The organism is Spiroplasma endosymbiont of Zeiraphera isertana, from assembly GCF_964030805.1.
GTDB lineage: Bacteria > Bacillota_I > Bacilli_A > Mycoplasmatales > VBWQ01 > Spiroplasma_E.
This window is the reverse complement of the sequence record NZ_OZ034965.1, coordinates 19,416-39,712: the sequence shown is the minus strand read 5'-3', so window position 1 is coordinate 39,712 and position 20,297 is coordinate 19,416. Positions and strand designations below refer to the sequence as shown.

The window sequence follows — 20,297 nt, the reverse complement described above, 5'->3', positions numbered from 1 at the left end:
GTAACTAATGCTAAAATAGGATATGATGTTACTAAAAATTCAAAAGTATGACCGTTATCTGATGAACCAGAATTAAAAGATAAAAAATTAGAGTCATAATTTTTAACAGGTGACTATAATTTATTTATTTCTACAACCGATAAATTTCATGATGTTGAACTAGAAATAAAAGATAGACCACCAATTGATAGTTTACAAAAAGTATTATTGGATATGTTAACTTATACATATACTTATAATAGAAATTTTGATGGTGCATCATTAAGTAATGTTTTAAAAGAAATGAATGATTTAGATAAAATGCGTGCTAAGTTTGAGGGACAAAAACCAAATGAAGTTATTACTAATTTATTTAAACAATGAGAATTAGATTATCCTAACTATACAAATTTACCACAAGTTAAAATATTAAAACAAATAGTTATAATGCTATCAAAAAAATATTTATTCAACCATGTCTATTAATAATGGTTTAAACGATGACTATAAATTATTATTGCCCTATTATTTTGAATTAAAATCAAATCCTATACATTCTACACCCGATAAGTTTTGAGAATTTAAAGATATAAAAGTAGTACTAAAATCTGCATATTTTAATTTTACAGATATCAATAATATTAAACTAAAAAACAATGACATTAGTCAAAATGAATTATTAAAATTAGATGATAATCAATTTAACTGACTATCCATAACTAATGAATTAGAAAGCAATAATATACCATCATTAATTCCGGCAGATTGAACATTAGGTAATGGTGAGTATGGTAAATATTTTACACGATTAGTAATTGATAAAAATAAATTAGAAAGTTTTTTAAATTTATATGGTTCAAATAAATATCAATTATTTTCTAAATTAGAATTTTATAAAGAAATTTCACAAATTGATAATAATAATGATTTTGAATTACAAATTGAAAATCCGATTAACAATTTAAATCGAATTGAAGTTAGTGGAGTATTTGGTGCTGGTAATTATGATTTAATTTTAGTAACAGATAAACAAGAAATAAAATTAAAAAATATTAATTTATTTGATAAATATAATGAAAATATTTCTTATATAAATTTAGAGATTTAATTATCAAAATATCCATCTGGATAAATACCATCTCATTTTACTGCGTCATCAGTTAATTTATTTGATGCTCAGTAAAGAGTAATTTTATGTTTATTATTTACTGGTCTTGCTCAAATTATTGCCCCCCCGGTGTGCTTCATGGTCATAATCAAAAAAATATGTTAATTGATTAGTTTTATTATATGAAACTATTCCTAATATTAAACCAGTAACACCAGTTATTACAGCAAATGATAATGCTATTTTTTGAAAATTTGTTTTTATTCATATTTTCATATTAAATTACTCCTTTTTTAAAATTTATAAAACTTTACAACTATTTGAGCAATAATTACTTTTTTCATTAGTTTTAATTTCATTATTATTTATACTATTTACTCATTTTGGACAATTTTCATTTTTTCATTTTTTTTCAAAAAATAAATCTCATTTTATAATCACTTTTTTAAGTTTATTTATTTTTTCATTTATTTGCATAATTTTGATTCTATTTTCTTTGTTTTTATTAATTTTTCCAAAAGTAAAAATTGTAATAAAAAAATTTTTTATTTTTGGTTCTTTTTTAATTTTTATTATTTCATTATTCATATCAGTAATTGTACTTTTTGCAAGTTCAATTTTTTCTTTAACTATTTGTTCAGTTGTTTCTCTTGAATTTGCCTTTTCTAAAAAATTAAAAATTCAATTATATTCTTCTTCAATAATATTCATTATTTTAATTACTCCTTTTTTCCTTGATTTTACTTATAAAGTATACTATTTTTGATTATTTTTACAAGTATGTTTTTAAACACAAAATAACGCCTAAATTAAAGGCGTTTATTTTGTGAGACCAATAATATTAATGATATTCAACTTGTTTATTATATAGCAAATGTGAAGATGCTTTTTTTCACACTAGCATTATTTTTACCCCTAATTACATTTTTATATGGATATAGTGCATAAAACAATGCATCATATGGGTCTTGATACATATTTTTGTCTGGAATGTTAGTTTTTGTTTCATCATAACGTAATTCTTCTAAACATTGAGTAGTTTTTGGTAAATCATCTTTATTAGCATAAAAGTTTCCATAACTCATAATATTTCTCATTCATACTACTCTATTAGTTAATCCTGCTTCTTGATTTAGATTTGAAGCATGTTTAATAGCGGTTTGTGTTATTAAAATAGTATTATGTTCATCTATTAATTTTTGATTTAATCAATCAATGGCTGTTCTTGCTTTATCATCATAAAAATAAATTGCTTGGTCAAAATTTTCAAAATTATCCATTAATCCTAAAATTTCATTTACATAAGCATTAATTTTTTCATTTTCATTAATAAAATCATTTGGAGTAACTACTAATTCACAAATAACATAAGAGTCATAATATCCAGTATTATTATATTCTTTAAAACCAACTATCATAAATACAGTATGGTCTTTTGGACCGGTTGCTCAATCAATACCAACACTATAAAAATCAAATTTATACATATCTTTTTCTTGATTATAAAATTGTTTTAAGTCATATAATTGTCAATATTTTACTGTTTTTTGAAATGGAAAAATTGTTGCATCACTATCTAAAAATTCAAAACCATAAAAAACAGTATTAAATTCATCTGGATTACTTTTTTTCATTTCTAATAATGTTCTTTTTTGAATGTCTGGTATTTTTTTTCAAAACGGTTGAATAGTAAATCTTAAAACAAATAAGCCTAAACCACTAAATATATCTTTATTTTCATAATAAATTTTGCCAACTTTTTTAAGATTTTTAATTATTTCATCATTTAATGGTAAAAATGGCGTACAGTATTTTAAATAAAATGGATGATATTTATCATAAGGATTACATGTAAAAGTAATAAAGAAACTTTTATAAAAATAACGAGTAATTAATTTTCCAAAAGTAGGACTATATATATTTTTATCAATAAAAGTTCAACTTCATTCTTTAATAGGTTCTTTTGATACTTTAATACGATTACTTCTAAACATAGAGTTTTGTAAACGTTCATATCGATATGTTAATTGTTTTTCAGTTAATGTTTCCTTTTCTTCTGCCATAATAATTTCATCTGTTCTTGAACCTAAAAAACTTGAACCACCGGCCTCTTTTCCAAAAATCTTATTACCATTAGCATAACCAATAAAGTCAATTTGTTGATTACTAGGAAAAATAATACATCCACCGTCCTTAGTAATTTTTCATTTAATACCATGTGGATTATTAGGTAATAAATTAATATTATATGTATCTAATAAAACTTGACAAACATTCATTAAAGCACCAATTGTAGTTTCACTATGAGTATTTTCATATCGTCTTACTTCTTGAACACTACTATCACTAAAATTACAACATATAAATAAATCAAATGCTAAACAATTTCAAGTTTTTCTTGTTCCTCGAGCAGTTGGAACAAAACGATAAAAACAATTAGTTGTAAAAAATTCTGCTCATTCATCACCAACAAATTGTTTAAAAATATCTCAACTAAAACCATAATTATTATCACTAAAATTAAGATTATATTTTTTATTTAATTGTGCATAACTAGTGATAAAAGCCATATTTACTCCTTATTTTTAAAAAAAATTAAACTTAAATTATTAACAAACAAAAATTTAGAAAGGAACATTAAAAATGTTTATATTACCATTCACAAATCATTTTGATTGAGACAAACACGATTTTAATCAAAATGAATTAAGTTTAAAACATCAATTAATTCATTATTAGTCACAAAAAATCACCCCTGATATAAAAATATTACTTTTAATTTTAAATTAAAAGTAATATCAAGATTTTTTGTGAAAATTAAAAAAAATAGACGATTATTTATGAAGTATATGTGATAAATCTGAATATAAATAATATAGATTTAGAAAAAGAAAATTAAAAGCAAAAAAAGGTTTATTAACTTATAAACGATGTATTTGTACACATTATAACAAAAAAACACAAAAAATTGAATACGTATCTTTATTAGATAATTATCTTGGTGTTAAAAAATATAGCAAACTTGCACCAAATGTTATTAAACAAATTTTAAAATATTTTGCTGATGATAAAAAGTATCGTGATGTTTGTGATACTTTTATTGAAGACTTAATAAGTACTAGTACCGTTTGTAGAACATATCAAAAATTTGAATTACCAAAAGTTAATATTCCTAAAATACTATTACAACCAAATCAAATTTTGTATATAAATATTGATGATGGGCATAGAAAATTTAAATTTAATGAAAAACACAATACTAAAAATTGTAAAAAATGTTCTATGAGATTAATAGTATTTTGTACTGGTAAAAAGAAAAATGGAAAATTAATTAATAAAAGAGCAGCGTGTAAAATAAGAGTATCAAAAACAGAAATTGGTGCTGAAAAAACTGCAAAATTAATTGAAAAATATGGTAATTTATATTTTGAAAATTTTGACCAAGCAAATTTAATAGTTTGTGGAGATAGTGCAAAATGAATTAGAAAAACTGCTACAATTTTAAATGCTAAATTTATTTTAGATAAATTTCATGCTTTTCATGTTTTATTTCTTGGTATAATGGCCGGAAGAAGAAAAAATAAAATTGCTAAATTACACTATCAAAATGCAATAACTTTATTTGAAAAAGGTCAATATTATGAATTAATTGATTTTTTACAATCATTAACTTTGTAATATAAAAAATTAAAAGTTGGTTATTTTATTAATGCAAAAGATGGTGTATTAAACCAAGCACTAGTTGAAAATATTGGTTGCTTTACTGAAACTAATATTAAACAAATTTTAAAGCATATGATTGGTGATAGAACCTATAACATTGATATGTATACAAAAATGGTTAATTTTAAATGCTATCAAATAAATGCTGCCATCCAGTTATTATAAAACTTTAATTGTAAAATTAAAAAGGACACTTATATAAAAATTAAATTGTGTTAGTTCTATAATTAAGAAAAGAAAGGAATTAGCGCAATGTATAAGTATCTGAGTATTGAATCAATAATAGCAATAAAAGAATATAAAAATTATGGATTTTCGATTCGTAAAATAGCAAAAATTGTTGATTATAGTAAATCAACTGTACATAGAGTTTGTAGATTATTAAATAAAAACTTATTGCCATTAGAAATATTGAATCAATTTCAAAAAAATAAACAAAATGCAGGCAGAAAATTAATAATTTTAAATTTAACAGAAATTAATAGTATTAATCATTTGTTAATTACCAAAAAGTATGCTCTTGATATAATTGCTAACTTTTTAAAGGAAAATAAAATAAAAAGTATTTCAACAAAAACTTTATATAACATGTTTAAAACAAATCGAATGGGTTTTGATGAAAATAACTTATTGAGAAAAGGCAAAAATAAATCTCACAAAAAAAAGAAACTAGGGGCAAAATTAATAATTGTAAGTCTATTCATGAAAGAAATTTAATCATTCCTAATATTAAAAATATACAAGAATTTGGTCATTTAGAAGGTGATACTATCATTGGCAAAGAACATAAAAGTTCTATTATTACTTTGGCTGATATATGATCAAAAACCACAATTCCTTTAGTAACTCAAAATCATAAATCAGAAAATATTACGAAAAGTATAATAAAATTTATTTCAAAGTTACAAAAAGGAACAGTTAAAACCATTACTTTTGATCGTGGTAAAGAATTTAGTAAATGAAGATTAATCGAAAAAATTTGTAATGTCAAAATTTATTTTGAAGATCCTGGTAAACCTTGCCAAAGGGGTTTAAATGAAAATAATAATGGTATTTTAAGAAGATATTTACCAAAATCTACAGATCTATCTTCATATAAACAAAAAGATTTAAATTTTATAGCATTTCAAATTAATTCTACACCCAGAAAATCGCTCTCTTATAAAAGACCAATAGATTTAATACAATTATTTTAAAAAACTGTCCCATTTATATTTACAACTCAGGAACAATTATCACAGTGAATTCAATTATCATCATAGGCAGTTTGATTTTCTTCTATTTTAATAAAAAACAATTCTGGGTAGCCAGAATTGTTTTTAAAGAAAAATTAAAAGTTATTAACGATCATCACCATTATTAATAGTACCTTTAACAATAACATAATCACATTTTGTTAATGCAGATAAATCTTTACCACCGGCATAAGAAATAGCAGATTGTAAATCTTCTTCCATTTCTTTATAAGTATCAGCAATTGAACCTTTATATGGAACAAGTATTTTTTTACCTTCAATATTTTTCGCTTCTGCTTTGTTAAAAATACTTGCTGATCCAAAATATTCTTTGTAAGATTGACCATTTATTGTAACAATTTTGCCAGGTGATTCATCATAACCCGCTAAAATACTTCCTGCCATAATCATAGTGGCACCAAAAGCTATTGCTTTAGCAATATCACCATTACATCTAATACCACCATCTGCAATTAATGGTTTAGTGGTGCTATTGGCAACATCTTGTAAAGCATTTAATTGTCAACCACCTGTACCAAATCCAGTTTTTAGTTTAGTAATACAAGCTTTTCCTGGACCAACACCAAATTTAATTGCATCAGCGCCTCATTTTTCTAAATCTTTAACAGCGGTTTTTGTCATAACGTTACCAGCAATAATAAAAGGTTTAGTATTTGTTTTAGCAAAAGTAGTTTTTATAAATTTAATCATTTCTTCCATAGCATTACTATGACCATGAGCAATATCAATAGTAATAAATTCCGGAATTAGATTCAGTGTGATTAATTGTTCAAGTAACTCTTTATCCTCTTTTTTAACACCAATGCTAATTGAAGCATATAACTTTTGTTCATGCATACTTTTAATAAATTTAATTTGATCGATATTAAAACGGTGCATTACATAAAAGTAATTATTTTTAGCCAATCAAATACATAATTCTTGGTTAATGACAGCACTCATATTTGCTGGAATAATTGGAATTTTAAAAGTAAAACCATTTAGTTTAACACTGGTATCACATTCTTTTCGTGATTTAACTATTCCTTTATTTGCAATTAGATTTATATCTTCAAAATCAAATTTCACATTCATTTTTTATTTATTCTCCTTAGTCTTTACTAATTGTAATAGTCAAAATATGTACATATTATTTTATAACGTTTTAAATAAAATGCTAAAGGACTAAAACACCATTAGTATTATATATTATTTTTTTGAAATTTAATTATCTTTATTATTAATTAAGTCTGATAATTGGTTAATCATTTTCTTTAAATTAGTAATTAATGGGTTATAAACATCAATTTGTATTAAATCAACACCCGCATCTTTTAAAATATCTAATGGATATTTGCTGCCACCGGCTTTTAAAAAGTTAAGTAAATTTTCTTTTTTGCCATTTTTAACATCTTCATAAAGTTTATAAGAAACGGTAATTGAAGTAGCATATTTATAAACATAATAAGGCGAGTGGAAAAAATGAAGAATTCGTGGTCATGAGTATCCTTTTGCTTTTTCTTCGTATTTATCTAATGCTTTTTGTCCATATTTATTAGCTGTATTTTCAAATAAATCAGCCAAAATATCGGCGTTTAATGGCACTTCTTTTTCTACTAATTTATGTGCTTCTCATTCAAATTCAGCAAATTGAATTTGACGAAAAAAAGTACCAATTACGGTTTCAATATGAGTTTGTAGTAAGTAAATGCGTTCTTGATTATTTGATGCTTTATTATATAAATAATCAAAGGCTAGATGTTCATTAACTGTTGAAGCAACTTCAGCTAAAATAATTGGATAGTCAGCATTTGGATATTTTTGATATTTTTCTGAAAATAGGGTGTGAACAGAATGACCTAATTCATGAGCTAGTGTATTAAGTGAATTAATAGTATCATCTCAATTCATTAAAATAATGGGTTCTACGCCATTACCACCCGTTGAATAAGCACCAGTTCGTTTATTTGTGTCTTCATAATAGTCAATTCTACTTGGTAATAATGCTAAGTTTAATTGCTCTAAATATTCATCACCTAAGATACTTAAAATTTCTTTGACTGAATTAATACCTTCTTCAACACTGAATTTTTTGGTTGGTATTGTTGTCATTTTTAAACTAGTATCGGTACTATAAAATTTTTTAAATTTAAAAAATTTACGTTTTAAATTATAAAATTCTTCTACTAAAATAGCATGTTTCTGTCCTGTTTTTATTAGATTTTCATATAGTATTAATGGTACATCATCACTTAATAAACTATATTCTAAAGTAGTTAAATGTTTTTTATTATCTTTTTCTTTATCGTTGTTACGAATTTTTATTTCTTCAACAGCTACTTCTAAAATGCTTTCATAAACTTGTGCTAATGAATGTTTTTTATTTTTAATATCTTCATAAAATTTTTTTGAAATATCAATTCTTAATTGTTGATCTTTTACTGGATTACTATTTTCTAAAATGTCTAAATATAAAGTTTGTGTTAATTCTTGTTCTTTATTTTGATAATTAAACATTGTTTTTTGTTTATCAGCATAAACCAAACTATCATATAAACCACCAGCAGCACTTCTTGATTTGCTAACTTTGCTTAGTAAAGTTTCATCGTGCTCACTTAAAATAAATTTTTCAAATTTAAAAAAAACTTCCATATCATGTTTATATATCATTAATGAGGGGTCATTATTAATTCAGTTTTTAATAGTTTGTAAACCAATAGTTTTGATTTCTGGTTCAATTCATGCTAACTTTTCCGATAACTTACTTTGTTGAGTCGCAAATAAACTAGATAATTGTTGCAATTCTAAGTTAGTTTGATCTAAATCTCCATAATGTAAATATTGCACAACTTTAGAGCCTAACATTGATATTTCTTTGCTAATTGCTAAATATTTTTTAAAGTTATCAATATTATTTAATTTTCCTTTAAAAGTTAAAAGTTGATTAGCAAATTTATCAAACTCAGGTAAAGCTTTTTTTCAAGATTCATTATTAATAAATAAATGCTTAAAATCTCAGCAGTACTTTTTTTTATCTTTTTCATTTAATTCAGAACGCTTCATAGTTTTTGCTCCATTCTATGGTAATATTACAATACAATAATAATACAATAATATTGTTTAACTTATCTATTTTTGTTGTAATTTTCGAAAATATTAATTCAGATATATTGTAATTATTTTGATATTACCATTTAGGAGTGAAAATATGGATAAAAATATTCTACTTAATGTTAGTAGTAAACTTGAATTAAAATTAAAATTAACAGCGGTATTTGCTGATAAAGTTCCTCATGAATTGATTGCTAAAGAAAAAAATAAATTAACATTAATTTCTGAAGATAAAACTTATTACCTATATTTAGGTGATAGTAAAGGCTTAACTCGTAATGATGTTTATATTTTTTTTGTAAATTTTAGTAGTAATAATAGTCAAGATTTGGATATTGATGTCAAATCTTTTGTTACGAGTAATTTAGATGAAAGTATACTTTTACAAACTATATATGAAGCATTATGATTCGGTACTTTTAAAGAATATACTTTAAAAAGTAAAAACAATGAAGAAAAAAAAGTTAAATATAATGTTGTTTCAACAGCAAAATTCCCTAACTATACTTCACAACAACAAATCGAAATTCAAGGAGAAAGTATTAATTTAGCACGTAATTTGCAAGATATGCCACCTAATTTGTTATATCCCGAAGTTTTTGCAAAAAAAATTCAAGATGCAGCAAAAGGTATTAAAAATTTATCAATAAAGGTTTTAGGGCAAAAAGAAATAACAGAACTAAATATGAATTTATTATTAGCAGTTAATGCTGGAAGTAATTTTGATGCTCGTGTTGTTGTTTTAGAATATAAAGGTGATCCACAGCATGCCGATGATATTTTAGGATTAGTTGGTAAAGGAATTACTTTTGATAGTGGTGGTTATTCACTAAAACCTTCTTCAGCAATGAAAGGTATGAAATTTGATATGTCGGGTGCAGCTAGTGTATGTAATGCTGCCATTGCTGCTGCTAAATTACAATTAAAAATAAACTTTGTAGCTGTTGCTTGTTTAACAGAAAATAAGATTGGTAGTCATGCTACTTTAGTAGAAACAGTCTTTACTTCAATGAATGGTAAAACTGTAGAAATTAATAATACCGATGCCGAAGGAAGGTTGGTATTAGCAGATGGTATGACATATGCTTTACGTAAAGGAAAAGCAAATCGTATTATTGAATTATCAACTTTAACTGGTGCAATGCTAGTTGCATTAGGTAGTTATATGACTGGTGCTTTTGCTACTGATGATAAATTATTTAATTATTTTGATTTATCATCACAACAAACTAATGAAGAAATTTGAAGAATGCCGATTCATCAACAAAATATTTCAAATATGCGTTCATCTAAAATAGCTGATTTAAGTAATCTTTCTAAAGATCCATATGGTGGTTCATCAAATGCTGCTGCATTTTTAAAAGAATTTAGCGAAGATAAACCATTTTTACATTTAGATATTGCGGGAACTGCTTATAAAAATGATCGTGGTATGGGTGTATTAGTTAAAACATTAGTTCAATATATGAAAAATTATAGTACAAGTAAATAAAGTGATAAAAAGGAATAATCATAACAATTATTCGGGCGTATAAAGTTAATGGTTAGATTTAAAAAGAAGTTAAATGAGAGATAATACTCTCATTTTTTAATTGTTAAACAATTATAATTAATTATGGCTTTTATCCCTTTATGTACTATTTTTAAATTTTATCACATAAATGGAGATAAAAGCCTACCTAGGAAATTATCCCCGCATGTATTTAAATCAAACACAAAATTACAGTTTCAAAACTAGGTATGTTATTGAATTTATATGCTGATTCTTTTGCATATAAATGAATATTGTGCTTTGAAACTCTTATGTGTGTTCGGAAAGTTCGTCGGATGTGCTTTCATGCTGATTCAATCTGGTTTGTGTTTACACCTGTTGGTGACACATACCCAACTTCATGATTTACGATTTCATGTTTGGGATAGAAGTTTCTTACATATCCCTTCCAAGAATCCGTAAATAGACAGCACTCAGTAAAAATGTGTTTCAATGCAAATCTTAAAAGGTTTTTTTTCATCTGCATTTTTCAGCACCTTCACAATTAGTTTGTTGCTGGTTTTCTCATAAACTCCAACAATCAAAGTTTTATTCAACAAGGATCTTCCTTGTTTTTTAAAACCTAAATGTGAAAGATACATTTCATCCATCTGTGCTGTGCCATCAACAATGAAACCTGCATCTTGATTTCCAATTCTAGTCCTGATTTCATGACACATTCTTCAAGCTGTTTTATAGGTCACACCCAATTCCCTTGCAACATCGGTTGCTGGTATGCCATGCTTTGTGTTTATTCATCTAAAGATGAGATAAAACCAAGATGTCATTTGGGTCTGTGACTTATAAAAAATGGTTCCATAAAGAATACTAAATGTTTGGTTACAGTTCAAACATCGTATTCTTCTCAAATCAGAAGTATTCAAACTAGAAGAAGCACACCTGATGCATTTCATTATTTTCAACTTCGCTATATATTTCAAACAATCGTTTTCAGTTTGAAATATGCTATTGAATTCATTTCAATTCATTTTTTCCTCCACACTAGTACATGCGGGGATAATTTCCTTAATTATTTTATTAAACCAGCACTTTATTAAAGTAATTAATTATTACATAACTAAATAAAAAATTATTTAGGCTATTGTGCTGGAATTAACCAATAGTAATTTTTGTGTTGCTCTTTGAAAATTTCAAAAATTTTGGTTCCCTTCCCCTAGAACCCCTACCCTCCAAGGCTTTGCTAATTACAGTAGCATAAGCCTTACGTATAGTAGATAAGTAGTTGGTAGTATATAAGCCTTTTATCACTGTAGGTGATAAGGTTTATACATAGAAAGGATTTGTAATGATTAATGTTAATTTAGATATTAAAAATAAAATTAAAGAAACAACTAAAGGTATGTTATTAGAAATTGGTGAATATGAAACATGATTTCCTATTAAAGATACTATTATTGATTAAAAAAATAAAAAAAGCATTAAAAATAATTGAAGATTTTTATTATAAATTAGGTAAAAAATCAATAACAAAAGATATTGAAAGTGTTAAAGGTAGTGATATTTTAAAATATATTAAAAATATTCCAAATATTACTAGAAATGAAAATAAATTAATATCTTGTGAATTTTATGAACAATATAATGGTTATTATATTTTTAAAAATGATAAAAATCAAGAATGTTTTAAATATAACATTACATGAGAATAAGATATGAAAAGTTTTAAAATTAATAATCCATATAAAGATAATGATTTAGCAATAAATTATATTGTTATGCCAATGAAAGAAATAAATACTCATAATGAAAAAATATTTTATTTAAAGTATTAAAGGAAATTAAATATGTTATTAAATGTTGAAAAAATAGAATAGACTTGGTGCAAAACCTTTAATTTTAACAATTTAACGATTATTATTAATATTAAAGGTGATAGTTATTATGTTGAAAAAATATAAAGATGATCAAGAATTTTATAGTTTAGTCGGCATAAAGCCACAAACATTTTATAAAATGCTTGAAATTTTAAAAATTGCTGAGTCTAAACAAAAATATTATGGTGGTAGAAAAAATAAAATTGTAATCGAAGAGCGTTTATTAATGACTTTAGAATATTGAAAAGACTATATTAGTTATAGAGTTATTGCAAAAAGATATAATATTAGTCATACTAGTTGCATTCGTAATATTTTTTGAATTGAAAATATTTTAATAAAAAGCGGAATTTTTAATTTACCTGGAAAAAAAGATTTAACAAAAAATAAAGGTACTAATAATAATTTGTTAGCTATTGATGCTACTGAAACTCCAATTGAAAGAATTAAAAAAAACTAAAATTACTTTTTTCAGGTAAAAAGAAACATCATTCTCTCAAATCCCAAATAATTATTGATATTTCCAATGGAAAAATTATTTCAACTGCTTTTTGTTTTGGAAGCATTCATGATTTTAAATTGCTTCTAAAATCTAAAACTTTTATTCATCCAGAAAAACAAGTTTTTGTTGATTCAGGTTATCAAGGTATACAAAATATTCATAAAAATACATTTTTGCCATTTAAAAAAAGTAAATACAATCAATTAACACCAATTCAAAAAGAATACAATAAAACTTTAAGTAAAATTAGAATTAAAATTGAACACGTATTGGCTAAACTAAAACGTTTTAAAATTTTAATTTTAAAATATCGCAATAAAATACGAAGATTTGCATTAAGATTTAATTTAATAGCAGGAATATATAATTTTGAATTACCTTAGTTTTGCACCAAGTCTAATTAATAAAAAATTTATGTAATGAAAAATTATTAAAAAATCAAAAATATATTGAAATACAAGAAATATTAAAAATTATTGAAAGGGATAAATAATTATGGAATGTAGAGAATATAGAATTAAAGGTTCATGTGATATTTGTCATAAAAATTCATCATATGGAAATAGAACTTGTAATAAATGTTTTTATAAATTAATAGGTGAAAAAAATGAAATGTAATATACATAATGAAAAATATATATGAATAAGTGAATTACACGGAATTGATAATAGTTATTATTGTAATAAATGTATTAATGACACGATTGAAGAAGATATGTATTTAACATCAAATAATTGAGATTACTTATATGAATATTATATTAATGAATTACAATTAGAAAATTTTAAAGGAGTATAAAAATAATGAAAAATAAAAGTTTTCAAGAAATAACAAATAATTTACAACAATTTTTTCAAGATATTGAAAATGGTCTATATGGTGAAAGTATTAAAAATGCTTTTAAAAAAGAAAGTAGTGAATAATAATGTCACCTAAAAATATATCTAAAGAAGAATTATTAAATAAAATATTAATAATTAGATTTAGAGAATTAGAATTTCAAAACTTAAAAGAATTTTGTAAAGAAAAAAATATAACTGTATCTGAATTTGTAAGAAATTTAATTAAAAATGCAATTAAAAAAAATAGAAAGAGTGATAAAAATGAATAATTTATATAAAAAAATACTTAAATTACAATTAGAAATTGGTAGTACACCTAAAAATGGTTTTAATAAATTTGGAAATTATAAATATTGATTATTAAGTGATATTTTTAATAAATTTAAATTATTATGTAAAGAATTAAATATTGTGATTACACATGAAGATATATTAACAACTGATAGAAAAATAAATTATTTAGATACTAAAGAAGTAGAAATAACTTATTTTAAAAGATATACAATTATTGATTTAGATAATGATAAAGAATTAAAATATTTTGATATATTAGCTTGTGCTAAAAATACAGATATAGCAAAAGCAAAAGGTAGTGCAGAAACTTATTTTAATTTTCAAAAAAAATCTTGATGAAATAAAAAAAATCATCAACCTGGCCTAAAATTTGATTTTATTTAATTTTGGGATTTATTTTTTTTACAAACTGAAATATAATGCTTCAGATTTTGCATAAGGTGATATTTTATAATGTTGGTATTTAAATTTTCATAAATTGAGGTAATTTTTAATATTGGTAAATCCAATGCCATGATAATGAGTAATAAATTCTTTTAAACTTGATTGTATTTTACTGATATTACTTAAATTTTTATAATTTAATTCTTTATTTTCTTTTGATTTAAATTTCTTGAGAGTACATTTTGTTTGTTTAGCTACTGTATCATATAGTATTTGCATATCACAAACTATAATTGATTTTTCTTCGATAAGCTTAGATGTTAAATTTTCTTGTACTCATTTTTTTGTTAATCTTTTAGTATTTGTTGTTTGAGCATAAATATTTTTATTTTCATCAATTGCCATTTCAATACAACAGTTTAAATCTTTAGCATTTTCTTCAATTCATTTTTTTCTTGGATCATCTGGATTTTTGAAATTTCCTTTGTGAATTTCTTTGATAAAAGTTTCATCAATTTCAATTCTACCTTTTAATTTTGTGAATGGTTTTTGTGTTTTTGCTAATTGTGATGATTTCATAAATTTTTGACGATTAAATCATGCTGATGTTTTTGAAATTTTAGCAAATTGAGAAATAGTATAAGCAGATTGACCTAACAATGACAATCAAATTATTCAATCTCATTGTTCATGAGATAAATGACTTCAATGTAAAAAATGATTTCTTAAAGCATCAAAGCTACTTTTACAATCTTTGCATAAATATTTTTGCTTATTATTCTTAAAACCATTTTTTACACATCAATAAGATTTACAATTTGGACATTGAATTCCTTTTTCTTTAAATTTTTTATCAATTGCATCTAATTTTTCTTTTTTCTCAATTTGTTTAATTCTATTTTTAAAATGTCTAATAATTTTTATAAATTCTTCATCTTTTTTGTTTTTTAAAACATCAATTAATTCATTATTAGTCACAAAAAATCACCCCTGATATAAAAATATTACTTTTAATTTAAAATTAAAAGTAATATCAAGATTTTTTGTGAAAATTAAAAGAAACTTATGCTTATAGATATTTTTTAATGAATTTATTATTATTAAGTGAAGATGAACTTGACCTAGATAATGATAGTGTTAATTTAATTCAAAATAATAAACCACAAAATAATTATATTAATAATAGACTTGGTGCAAAACTAAGGTAATTCAAAATTATATATTCCTGCTATTAAATTAAATCTTAATGCAAATCTTCGTATTTTATTGCGATATTTTAAACTTAAAATTTTAAAACGTTTTAGTTTAGCAAATACGTGTTCAATTTTAATTCTAATTTTACTTAAAGTTTTATTGTATTCTTTTTGAATTGGTGTTAATTGATTGTATTTACTTTTTTTAAATGGCAAAAATTTATTTTTATGAATATTTTGTATACCTTGATAACCCGAATCAACAAAAACTTGTTTTTCTGGATGAATAAAAGTTTTAGATTTTAGAAGCAATTTAAAATCATGAATGCTTCCAAAACAAAAAGCAGTTGAAATAATTTTTCCATTGGAAATATCAATAATTATTTGGGATTTGAGAGAATGATGTTTCTTTTTACCTGAAAAAAGTAATTTTAGTTTTTTTTAAGGCTTTTATCCCTTTATGTACTATTTTTAAATTTTATCACATAAACGGAGATAAAAGCCTACCTAGGAAATTATCCCCGCATGTATTTAAATCAAACACAAAATTACAGTTTCAAAACTCGGTATGTTATTGAATTTATATGCTGATTCTTTTGCGTATAAATGAATATTGTGCTTTGAAACTGTTATGTGTGTTCGGAAAGTTCGTCGGATGTGCTTTCATGCTGATTCAATCTGGTTTGTGTTTACACCTGTTGGTGACACATACCCAACTTCATGATTTACGATTTCATGTTTGGGATAGAAGTTTTTGAAACTTACATATCCCTTCCAAGAATCCGTAAATAGACAGCACTCAGTAAAAATGTGTTTCAATGCAAATCTTAAAAGGTTTTTTTCATCTGCATTTTTCAGCACCTTCACAATTAGTTTGTTGCTGGTTTTCTCATAAACTCCAACAATCAAAGTTTTATTCAACAAGGATCTTCCTTGTTTTTTAAAACCTAAATGCGAAAGATACATTTCATCCATCTGTGCTGTGCCATCAACAATGAAAACTGCATCTTGATTTCCAATTCTAGTCCTGATTTCATGACACATTCTTCAATCTGTTTTATAGGTCACACCCAATTCCCTTGCAACATCGGTGGCTGGTATGCCATGCTTTGTGTTTATTCATCTAAAGATGAGATAAAACCAAGATGTCATTTGGGTCTGTGACTTATAAAAAATGGTTCCATAAAGAATACTAAATGTTTGTTTACAGTTCAAACATCGTATTCTTCTCAAATCAGAAGTATTCAAACTAGAAGAAGCACACCTGATGCATTTCATTATTTTCAAATTCGCTATATATTTCAAACAATCGTTTTCAGTTTGAAATATGCTATTGAATTCATTTCAATTCATTTTTTCCTCCACACTAGTACATGTGGGGATAATTTCCTTTTTTAATTCTTTCAATTGGAGTTTCAGTAGCATCAATAGCTAACAAATTATTATTAGTACCTTTATTTTTTGTTAAATCTTTTTTTCCGGGTAAATTAAAAATTCCGCTTTTTATTAAAATATTTTCAATTCAAAAAATATTACGAATGCAACTAGTATGACTAATATTATATCTTTTTGCAATAACTCTATAACTACTATAGTCTTTTCAATATTCTAAAGTCATTAATAAACGCTCTTCAATTACAATTTTATTTTTTCTACCACCATAATATTTTTGTTTAGACTCAGCAATTTTTAAAATTTCAAGCATTTTATAAAATGTTTGTGGCTTTATGCCGACTAAACTATAAAATTCTTGATCATCTTTATATTTTTTCAACATAATAACTATCACCTTTAATATTAATAATAATCGTTAAATTGTTAAAATTAAAGTTTTTGCACCAAGTCTAATGTAAAAATAACAAATGAAAAATGAGAACCAAGTCAAAAACAATTAGATTATTTTGAAAAATATATGATTACAAATACAGTTTTATTTGATGAATGTATAAGAGAAGATATGGAAAGATTAAATCCAAGTAATAATAAAGATTTTTTAATATTAATGGGTGAAAATTATTTAAAAATTTTATTTGATAAATTTAAAGAAATTCGTGAAAGATTTAAAAATTCTTTAATTGTAAAATTAAAAAGGACACTTATATAAAAATTAAATTGTGTTAGTTCTATAATAGACTTGGTGCAAAACTAAGGTAATTCAAAATTATATATTCCTGCTATTAAATTAAATCTTAATGCAAATCTTCGTATTTTATTGCGATATTTTAAACTTAAAATTTTAAAACGTTTTAGTTTAGCAAATACGTGTTCAATTTTAATTCTAATTTTACTTAAAGTTTTATTGTATTCTTTTTGAATTGGTGTTAATTGATTGTATTTACTTTTTTTAAATGGCAAAAATGTATTTTTATGAATATTTTGTATACCTTGATAACCTGAATCAACAAAAACTTGTTTTTCTGGATGAATAAAAGTTTTAGATTTTAGAAGCAATTTAAAATCATGAATGCTTCCAAAACAAAAAGCAGTTGAAATAATTTTTCCATTGGAAATATCAATAATTATTTGGGATTTGAGAGAATGATGTTTCTTTTTACCTGAAAAAAGTAATTTTAGTTTTTTTTAATTCTTTCAATTGGAGTTTCAGTAGCATCAATAGCTAACAAATTATTATTAGTACCTTTATTTTTTGTTAAATCTTTTTTTCCAGGTAAATTAAAAATTCCGCTTTTTATTAAAATATTTTCAATTCAAAAAATATTACGAATGCAACTAGCATGACTAATATTATATCTTTTTGCAATAACTCTATAACTACTATAGTCTTTTCAATATTCTAAAGTCATTAATAAACGCTCTTCAATTACAATTTTATTTTTTCTACCACCATAATATTTTGTTTAGACTCAGCAATTTTTAAAATTTCAAGCATTTTATAAAATGTTTGTGGCTTTATGCCGACTAAACTATAAAATTCTTGATCATCTTTATATTTTTTCAACATAATAACTATCACCTTTAATATTAATAATAATCGTTAAATTGTTAAAATTAAAGGTTTTGCACCAAGTCTAATATATTAATAATCCAAATTTAAAACAAGAACAAACATTAAATATTAATTATATTCCAATAGCAATTATGTGAAATAAAGCAAATGAGCTAGCAGATTGTAATAAAGTAATGGATAAAATTAAAGCATTAGATGTTATTTATGAACAAATTGTTTTAGATACTATTTTAAATTCACCTAAATTTATTTTTAATCAAACTTATGGTAATGTTCAATCAACATTAGAAGAAGCAGTAAGAACATTAGTTACTAAAAACTACATATTTAAAAGTGGTGGAGATAATAATGAACAAAACGAAAATATCAATATGACAAATAGTAATTTTAAAGGTAAAAATTTAACTGATATATACGATTGAAATGTTAATGAAATATTTAAACGTTTTGGTATTCATATACCAAGTCAAAAGAAATCAACACAACAATCAGTCCCCGAAAGTACAGCAGTTAATATTTCAACTATTAACTATATTGAACAAAAATTATGACAATTTAATATTGATATTCTTAAATTTATTCAAATATTAGTAAGCATAGATAAAGATTTATTAAATAGTAAAACATTTAATATTAATGATGAACAAGAAATTAATAATTTAACTGTTAAATTAAAATTATTTAATCCCAAAAATAACCAATTAATAGGAGAGAACAATGGAAAACAACAACAAACCACAAACGAAATTTCCACAGAAACAAACTAAACTTAATCAAACAGAAGTAGAAAATGATTATTTAATTGATAATATTCCTTATGACTTTACTAATATGATGCGTGCTACTAGTGACCCTGATATTAATAGAGCATACGATGAATTTAAAAAAAGAACAATTTATATTTATGAAATTGAACGTTTATTTAAAAATAATGAAAATAATAGTTTAAAATTTTCAGCAAATACTATTAAAATAGGTTTTATTGATATTGATAAAGTATTAAAAACTATTGCTGTTGAAACATCAGACTTTACTATGCAATTAAATCAAAGAGCAAGTACTAATATTAATGATAATACGATTGAATATAGTATGACTGATATTAAAAATTTAATTTTTCAAGAAATAAATTTATTAAATCAATTTCAATTATATGCTGTTTCTATTAATGAACCTTTAACTGAAAATAATATTGCTAATTTATATATCATTAATAATTATTCGCAACCTTATCAAAATCCAAAAACTAGAAGTACTAAAAGTATTAATATTATTAAAATTAAAGATTTTAAAACAAGAGATGGTTATCCAATCATTATTAAATTACAAAAACCATTAGATAAAGATACCAAAGTAATTGGTTTAAAAATTAAAGCCCCTAGAAGCATGATTTTTGGCAATATAAAGGTTATAATACCTAAATATTGTAATAATCTTTTCTTGATTCCTCTTAAAACATTAACAAAAAGATTGCTCATTATAACTCCAATATTCTTATACAACTTAAAAACTGCTAATAGTATAATTTTATCATAATAAAATAATGCTAATTATATTTGAAATATATTAAAAAATAAAAATTTTAATATTA

Annotated in this window: 26 protein-coding genes and 2 pseudogenes; 15 read left to right on the top strand and 13 right to left on the bottom strand. The window is 23.6% G+C overall.

The features are described 5' to 3' along the window. Window positions 1–213 precede the first annotated feature (213 nt). Together AAHM78_RS00220 and AAHM78_RS00215 are read left to right on the top strand one after the other, a co-directional pair. The gene (locus AAHM78_RS00220) at window positions 214–465 is read left to right on the top strand and encodes a hypothetical protein (RefSeq protein WP_342253958.1); all 252 of its coding nucleotides are present in this window, start codon (window positions 214–216) and stop codon (window positions 463–465) included. Next, window positions 455–1,087, top strand: coding sequence for a hypothetical protein (locus AAHM78_RS00215; protein ID WP_342253957.1), 633 nt, complete (start codon window positions 455–457; stop codon window positions 1,085–1,087). The genes AAHM78_RS00220 and AAHM78_RS00215 overlap by 11 nt, the downstream gene beginning before the upstream one ends. Window positions 1,088–1,180: 93 nt before the next feature. Here AAHM78_RS00215 and AAHM78_RS00210 read toward each other — a convergent pair whose 3' ends face one another. The 3 genes from AAHM78_RS00210 to AAHM78_RS00200 all read right to left on the bottom strand — a co-directional run bounded on the left by AAHM78_RS00210 (window position 1,181) and on the right by AAHM78_RS00200 (window position 3,657). Beyond that, entirely contained in the window at window positions 1,181–1,363 is a 183-nt protein-coding gene (locus tag AAHM78_RS00210; RefSeq protein ID WP_342253956.1) for a hypothetical protein, read from the bottom strand. A gap of 24 nt (window positions 1,364–1,387) precedes the next feature. After that, window positions 1,388–1,798 (bottom strand): hypothetical protein, encoded by a 411-nt coding sequence (locus tag AAHM78_RS00205; protein ID WP_342253955.1) that lies wholly within the window; start codon window positions 1,796–1,798, stop codon window positions 1,388–1,390. 152 nt (window positions 1,799–1,950) lie between these two features. Beyond that, the gene (locus AAHM78_RS00200; RefSeq protein WP_342253954.1) at window positions 1,951–3,657 is read right to left on the bottom strand and encodes a hypothetical protein; all 1,707 of its coding nucleotides are present in this window, start codon (window positions 3,655–3,657) and stop codon (window positions 1,951–1,953) included. Between the two features lie 319 nt (window positions 3,658–3,976). Between AAHM78_RS00200 and AAHM78_RS16505 the strand changes: the two are divergent. Both AAHM78_RS16505 and AAHM78_RS16500 read left to right on the top strand, forming a co-directional pair. Then, window positions 3,977–4,765, top strand: a pseudogene (locus tag AAHM78_RS16505) (Mbov_0401 family ICE element transposase-like protein); the annotation flags it as partial. A gap of 297 nt (window positions 4,766–5,062) precedes the next feature. Beyond that, a pseudogene (locus tag AAHM78_RS16500) lies at window positions 5,063–6,006 on the top strand (IS30 family transposase). Between the two features lie 144 nt (window positions 6,007–6,150). Here AAHM78_RS16500 and AAHM78_RS00180 read toward each other — a convergent pair. Then, complete coding sequence (locus tag AAHM78_RS00180; protein WP_342253951.1) at window positions 6,151–7,140, bottom strand: GMP reductase; 990 nt, start codon at window positions 7,138–7,140, stop codon at window positions 6,151–6,153. Between the two features lie 129 nt (window positions 7,141–7,269). Continuing rightward, a complete protein-coding gene (gene pepF, locus AAHM78_RS00175; RefSeq protein ID WP_342253950.1) occupies window positions 7,270–9,108 on the bottom strand; it encodes an oligoendopeptidase F in 1,839 nt (612 codons plus the stop codon). Window positions 9,109–9,253: 145 nt separating this feature from the next. Between pepF and AAHM78_RS00170 the strand changes: the two genes are divergently transcribed. Then, window positions 9,254–10,648 carry a peptidase M17 gene (locus AAHM78_RS00170; protein ID WP_342253949.1) on the top strand — a complete coding sequence of 465 codons (1,395 nt, stop codon included), beginning with the start codon at window positions 9,254–9,256 and terminating at the stop codon, window positions 10,646–10,648. A gap of 211 nt (window positions 10,649–10,859) precedes the next feature. On the opposite strand, the gene AAHM78_RS00165 is transcribed toward AAHM78_RS00170, so the two are convergent. Continuing rightward, window positions 10,860–11,168, bottom strand: a complete 309-nt coding sequence (locus tag AAHM78_RS00165) for a transposase (protein WP_342253948.1) — start codon at window positions 11,166–11,168, stop codon at window positions 10,860–10,862. Window positions 11,169–12,102: 934 nt separating this feature from the next. Here AAHM78_RS00165 and AAHM78_RS00160 point away from each other — a divergent pair. From AAHM78_RS00160 to AAHM78_RS00135, 6 genes are all read left to right on the top strand, one after another. Then, window positions 12,103–12,357, top strand: coding sequence for a hypothetical protein (locus tag AAHM78_RS00160; RefSeq protein ID WP_342253947.1), 255 nt, complete (start codon window positions 12,103–12,105; stop codon window positions 12,355–12,357). A gap of 232 nt (window positions 12,358–12,589) precedes the next feature. Further along, a complete protein-coding gene (locus AAHM78_RS00155) occupies window positions 12,590–12,982 on the top strand; it encodes a transposase family protein (RefSeq protein WP_342253946.1) in 393 nt (130 codons plus the stop codon). Window positions 12,983–13,032: 50 nt separating this feature from the next. After that, window positions 13,033–13,407, top strand: coding sequence for a transposase family protein (locus AAHM78_RS00150; RefSeq protein ID WP_342254945.1), 375 nt, complete (start codon window positions 13,033–13,035; stop codon window positions 13,405–13,407). Window positions 13,408–13,519: 112 nt separating this feature from the next. Beyond that, window positions 13,520–13,642 carry a hypothetical protein gene (locus tag AAHM78_RS00145; RefSeq protein WP_255495881.1) on the top strand — a complete coding sequence of 41 codons (123 nt, stop codon included), beginning with the start codon at window positions 13,520–13,522 and terminating at the stop codon, window positions 13,640–13,642. Continuing rightward, complete coding sequence (locus tag AAHM78_RS00140; protein ID WP_342253945.1) at window positions 13,632–13,823, top strand: hypothetical protein; 192 nt, start codon at window positions 13,632–13,634, stop codon at window positions 13,821–13,823. The genes AAHM78_RS00145 and AAHM78_RS00140 overlap by 11 nt, the downstream gene beginning before the upstream one ends. Before the next feature lie 305 nt (window positions 13,824–14,128). Next, complete coding sequence (locus AAHM78_RS00135; protein WP_342253944.1) at window positions 14,129–14,545, top strand: ERF family protein; 417 nt, start codon at window positions 14,129–14,131, stop codon at window positions 14,543–14,545. An 18-nt stretch (window positions 14,546–14,563) separates the two neighbouring features. Here AAHM78_RS00135 and AAHM78_RS00130 read toward each other — a convergent pair whose 3' ends face one another. Continuing rightward, entirely contained in the window at window positions 14,564–15,523 is a 960-nt protein-coding gene (locus AAHM78_RS00130) for an IS1/IS1595 family N-terminal zinc-binding domain-containing protein (protein ID WP_342253943.1), read from the bottom strand. 65 nt (window positions 15,524–15,588) lie between these two features. Here AAHM78_RS00130 and AAHM78_RS00125 point away from each other — a divergent pair, with 65 nt between their 5' ends. After that, window positions 15,589–15,753, top strand: a complete 165-nt coding sequence (locus AAHM78_RS00125; RefSeq protein ID WP_342253942.1) for a hypothetical protein — start codon at window positions 15,589–15,591, stop codon at window positions 15,751–15,753. Here the strand turns inward: AAHM78_RS00125 and AAHM78_RS00120 are convergent. The 3 genes from AAHM78_RS00120 to AAHM78_RS00110 all read right to left on the bottom strand — a co-directional run bounded on the left by AAHM78_RS00120 (window position 15,745) and on the right by AAHM78_RS00110 (window position 17,515). Then, window positions 15,745–16,110, bottom strand: coding sequence for a transposase family protein (locus AAHM78_RS00120; RefSeq protein ID WP_342254944.1), 366 nt, complete (start codon window positions 16,108–16,110; stop codon window positions 15,745–15,747). The genes AAHM78_RS00125 and AAHM78_RS00120 overlap by 9 nt on opposite strands. A 159-nt stretch (window positions 16,111–16,269) precedes the next feature. Continuing rightward, complete coding sequence (locus tag AAHM78_RS00115; protein ID WP_342253928.1) at window positions 16,270–16,986, bottom strand: IS1595 family transposase; 717 nt, start codon at window positions 16,984–16,986, stop codon at window positions 16,270–16,272. 118 nt (window positions 16,987–17,104) lie between these two features. Next, a complete protein-coding gene (locus tag AAHM78_RS00110) occupies window positions 17,105–17,515 on the bottom strand; it encodes a transposase family protein (RefSeq protein ID WP_342253030.1) in 411 nt (136 codons plus the stop codon). Between the two features lie 180 nt (window positions 17,516–17,695). Between AAHM78_RS00110 and AAHM78_RS00105 the strand changes: the two genes are divergently transcribed. Beyond that, complete coding sequence (locus AAHM78_RS00105) at window positions 17,696–17,842, top strand: hypothetical protein (protein WP_342253941.1); 147 nt, start codon at window positions 17,696–17,698, stop codon at window positions 17,840–17,842. A gap of 41 nt (window positions 17,843–17,883) precedes the next feature. Here the strand turns inward: AAHM78_RS00105 and AAHM78_RS16495 are convergent, their stop codons facing one another. From AAHM78_RS16495 to AAHM78_RS16485, 3 genes are read right to left on the bottom strand one after another with little or no spacing between them, the layout of a single operon-like run. Beyond that, entirely contained in the window at window positions 17,884–18,249 is a 366-nt protein-coding gene (locus AAHM78_RS16495) for a transposase family protein (protein ID WP_342254958.1), read from the bottom strand. 59 nt (window positions 18,250–18,308) lie between these two features. Then, window positions 18,309–18,542 carry a transposase family protein gene (locus AAHM78_RS16490; protein ID WP_425289753.1) on the bottom strand — a complete coding sequence of 78 codons (234 nt, stop codon included), beginning with the start codon at window positions 18,540–18,542 and terminating at the stop codon, window positions 18,309–18,311. A gap of 17 nt (window positions 18,543–18,559) precedes the next feature. Beyond that, on the bottom strand, window positions 18,560–18,700 hold the full coding sequence (locus AAHM78_RS16485) for a hypothetical protein (RefSeq protein ID WP_342252823.1): 141 nt from the start codon (window positions 18,698–18,700) through the stop codon (window positions 18,560–18,562). 137 nt (window positions 18,701–18,837) lie between these two features. Here AAHM78_RS16485 and AAHM78_RS00095 point away from each other — a divergent pair, with 137 nt between their 5' ends. Both AAHM78_RS00095 and AAHM78_RS00090 read left to right on the top strand, forming a co-directional pair. After that, the gene (locus tag AAHM78_RS00095) at window positions 18,838–19,473 is read left to right on the top strand and encodes a hypothetical protein (RefSeq protein WP_342253940.1); all 636 of its coding nucleotides are present in this window, start codon (window positions 18,838–18,840) and stop codon (window positions 19,471–19,473) included. Beyond that, a complete protein-coding gene (locus AAHM78_RS00090; RefSeq protein WP_342253939.1) occupies window positions 19,424–20,242 on the top strand; it encodes a hypothetical protein in 819 nt (272 codons plus the stop codon). The genes AAHM78_RS00095 and AAHM78_RS00090 overlap by 50 nt, the downstream gene beginning before the upstream one ends. Window positions 20,243–20,297: the final 55 nt, after the last annotated feature.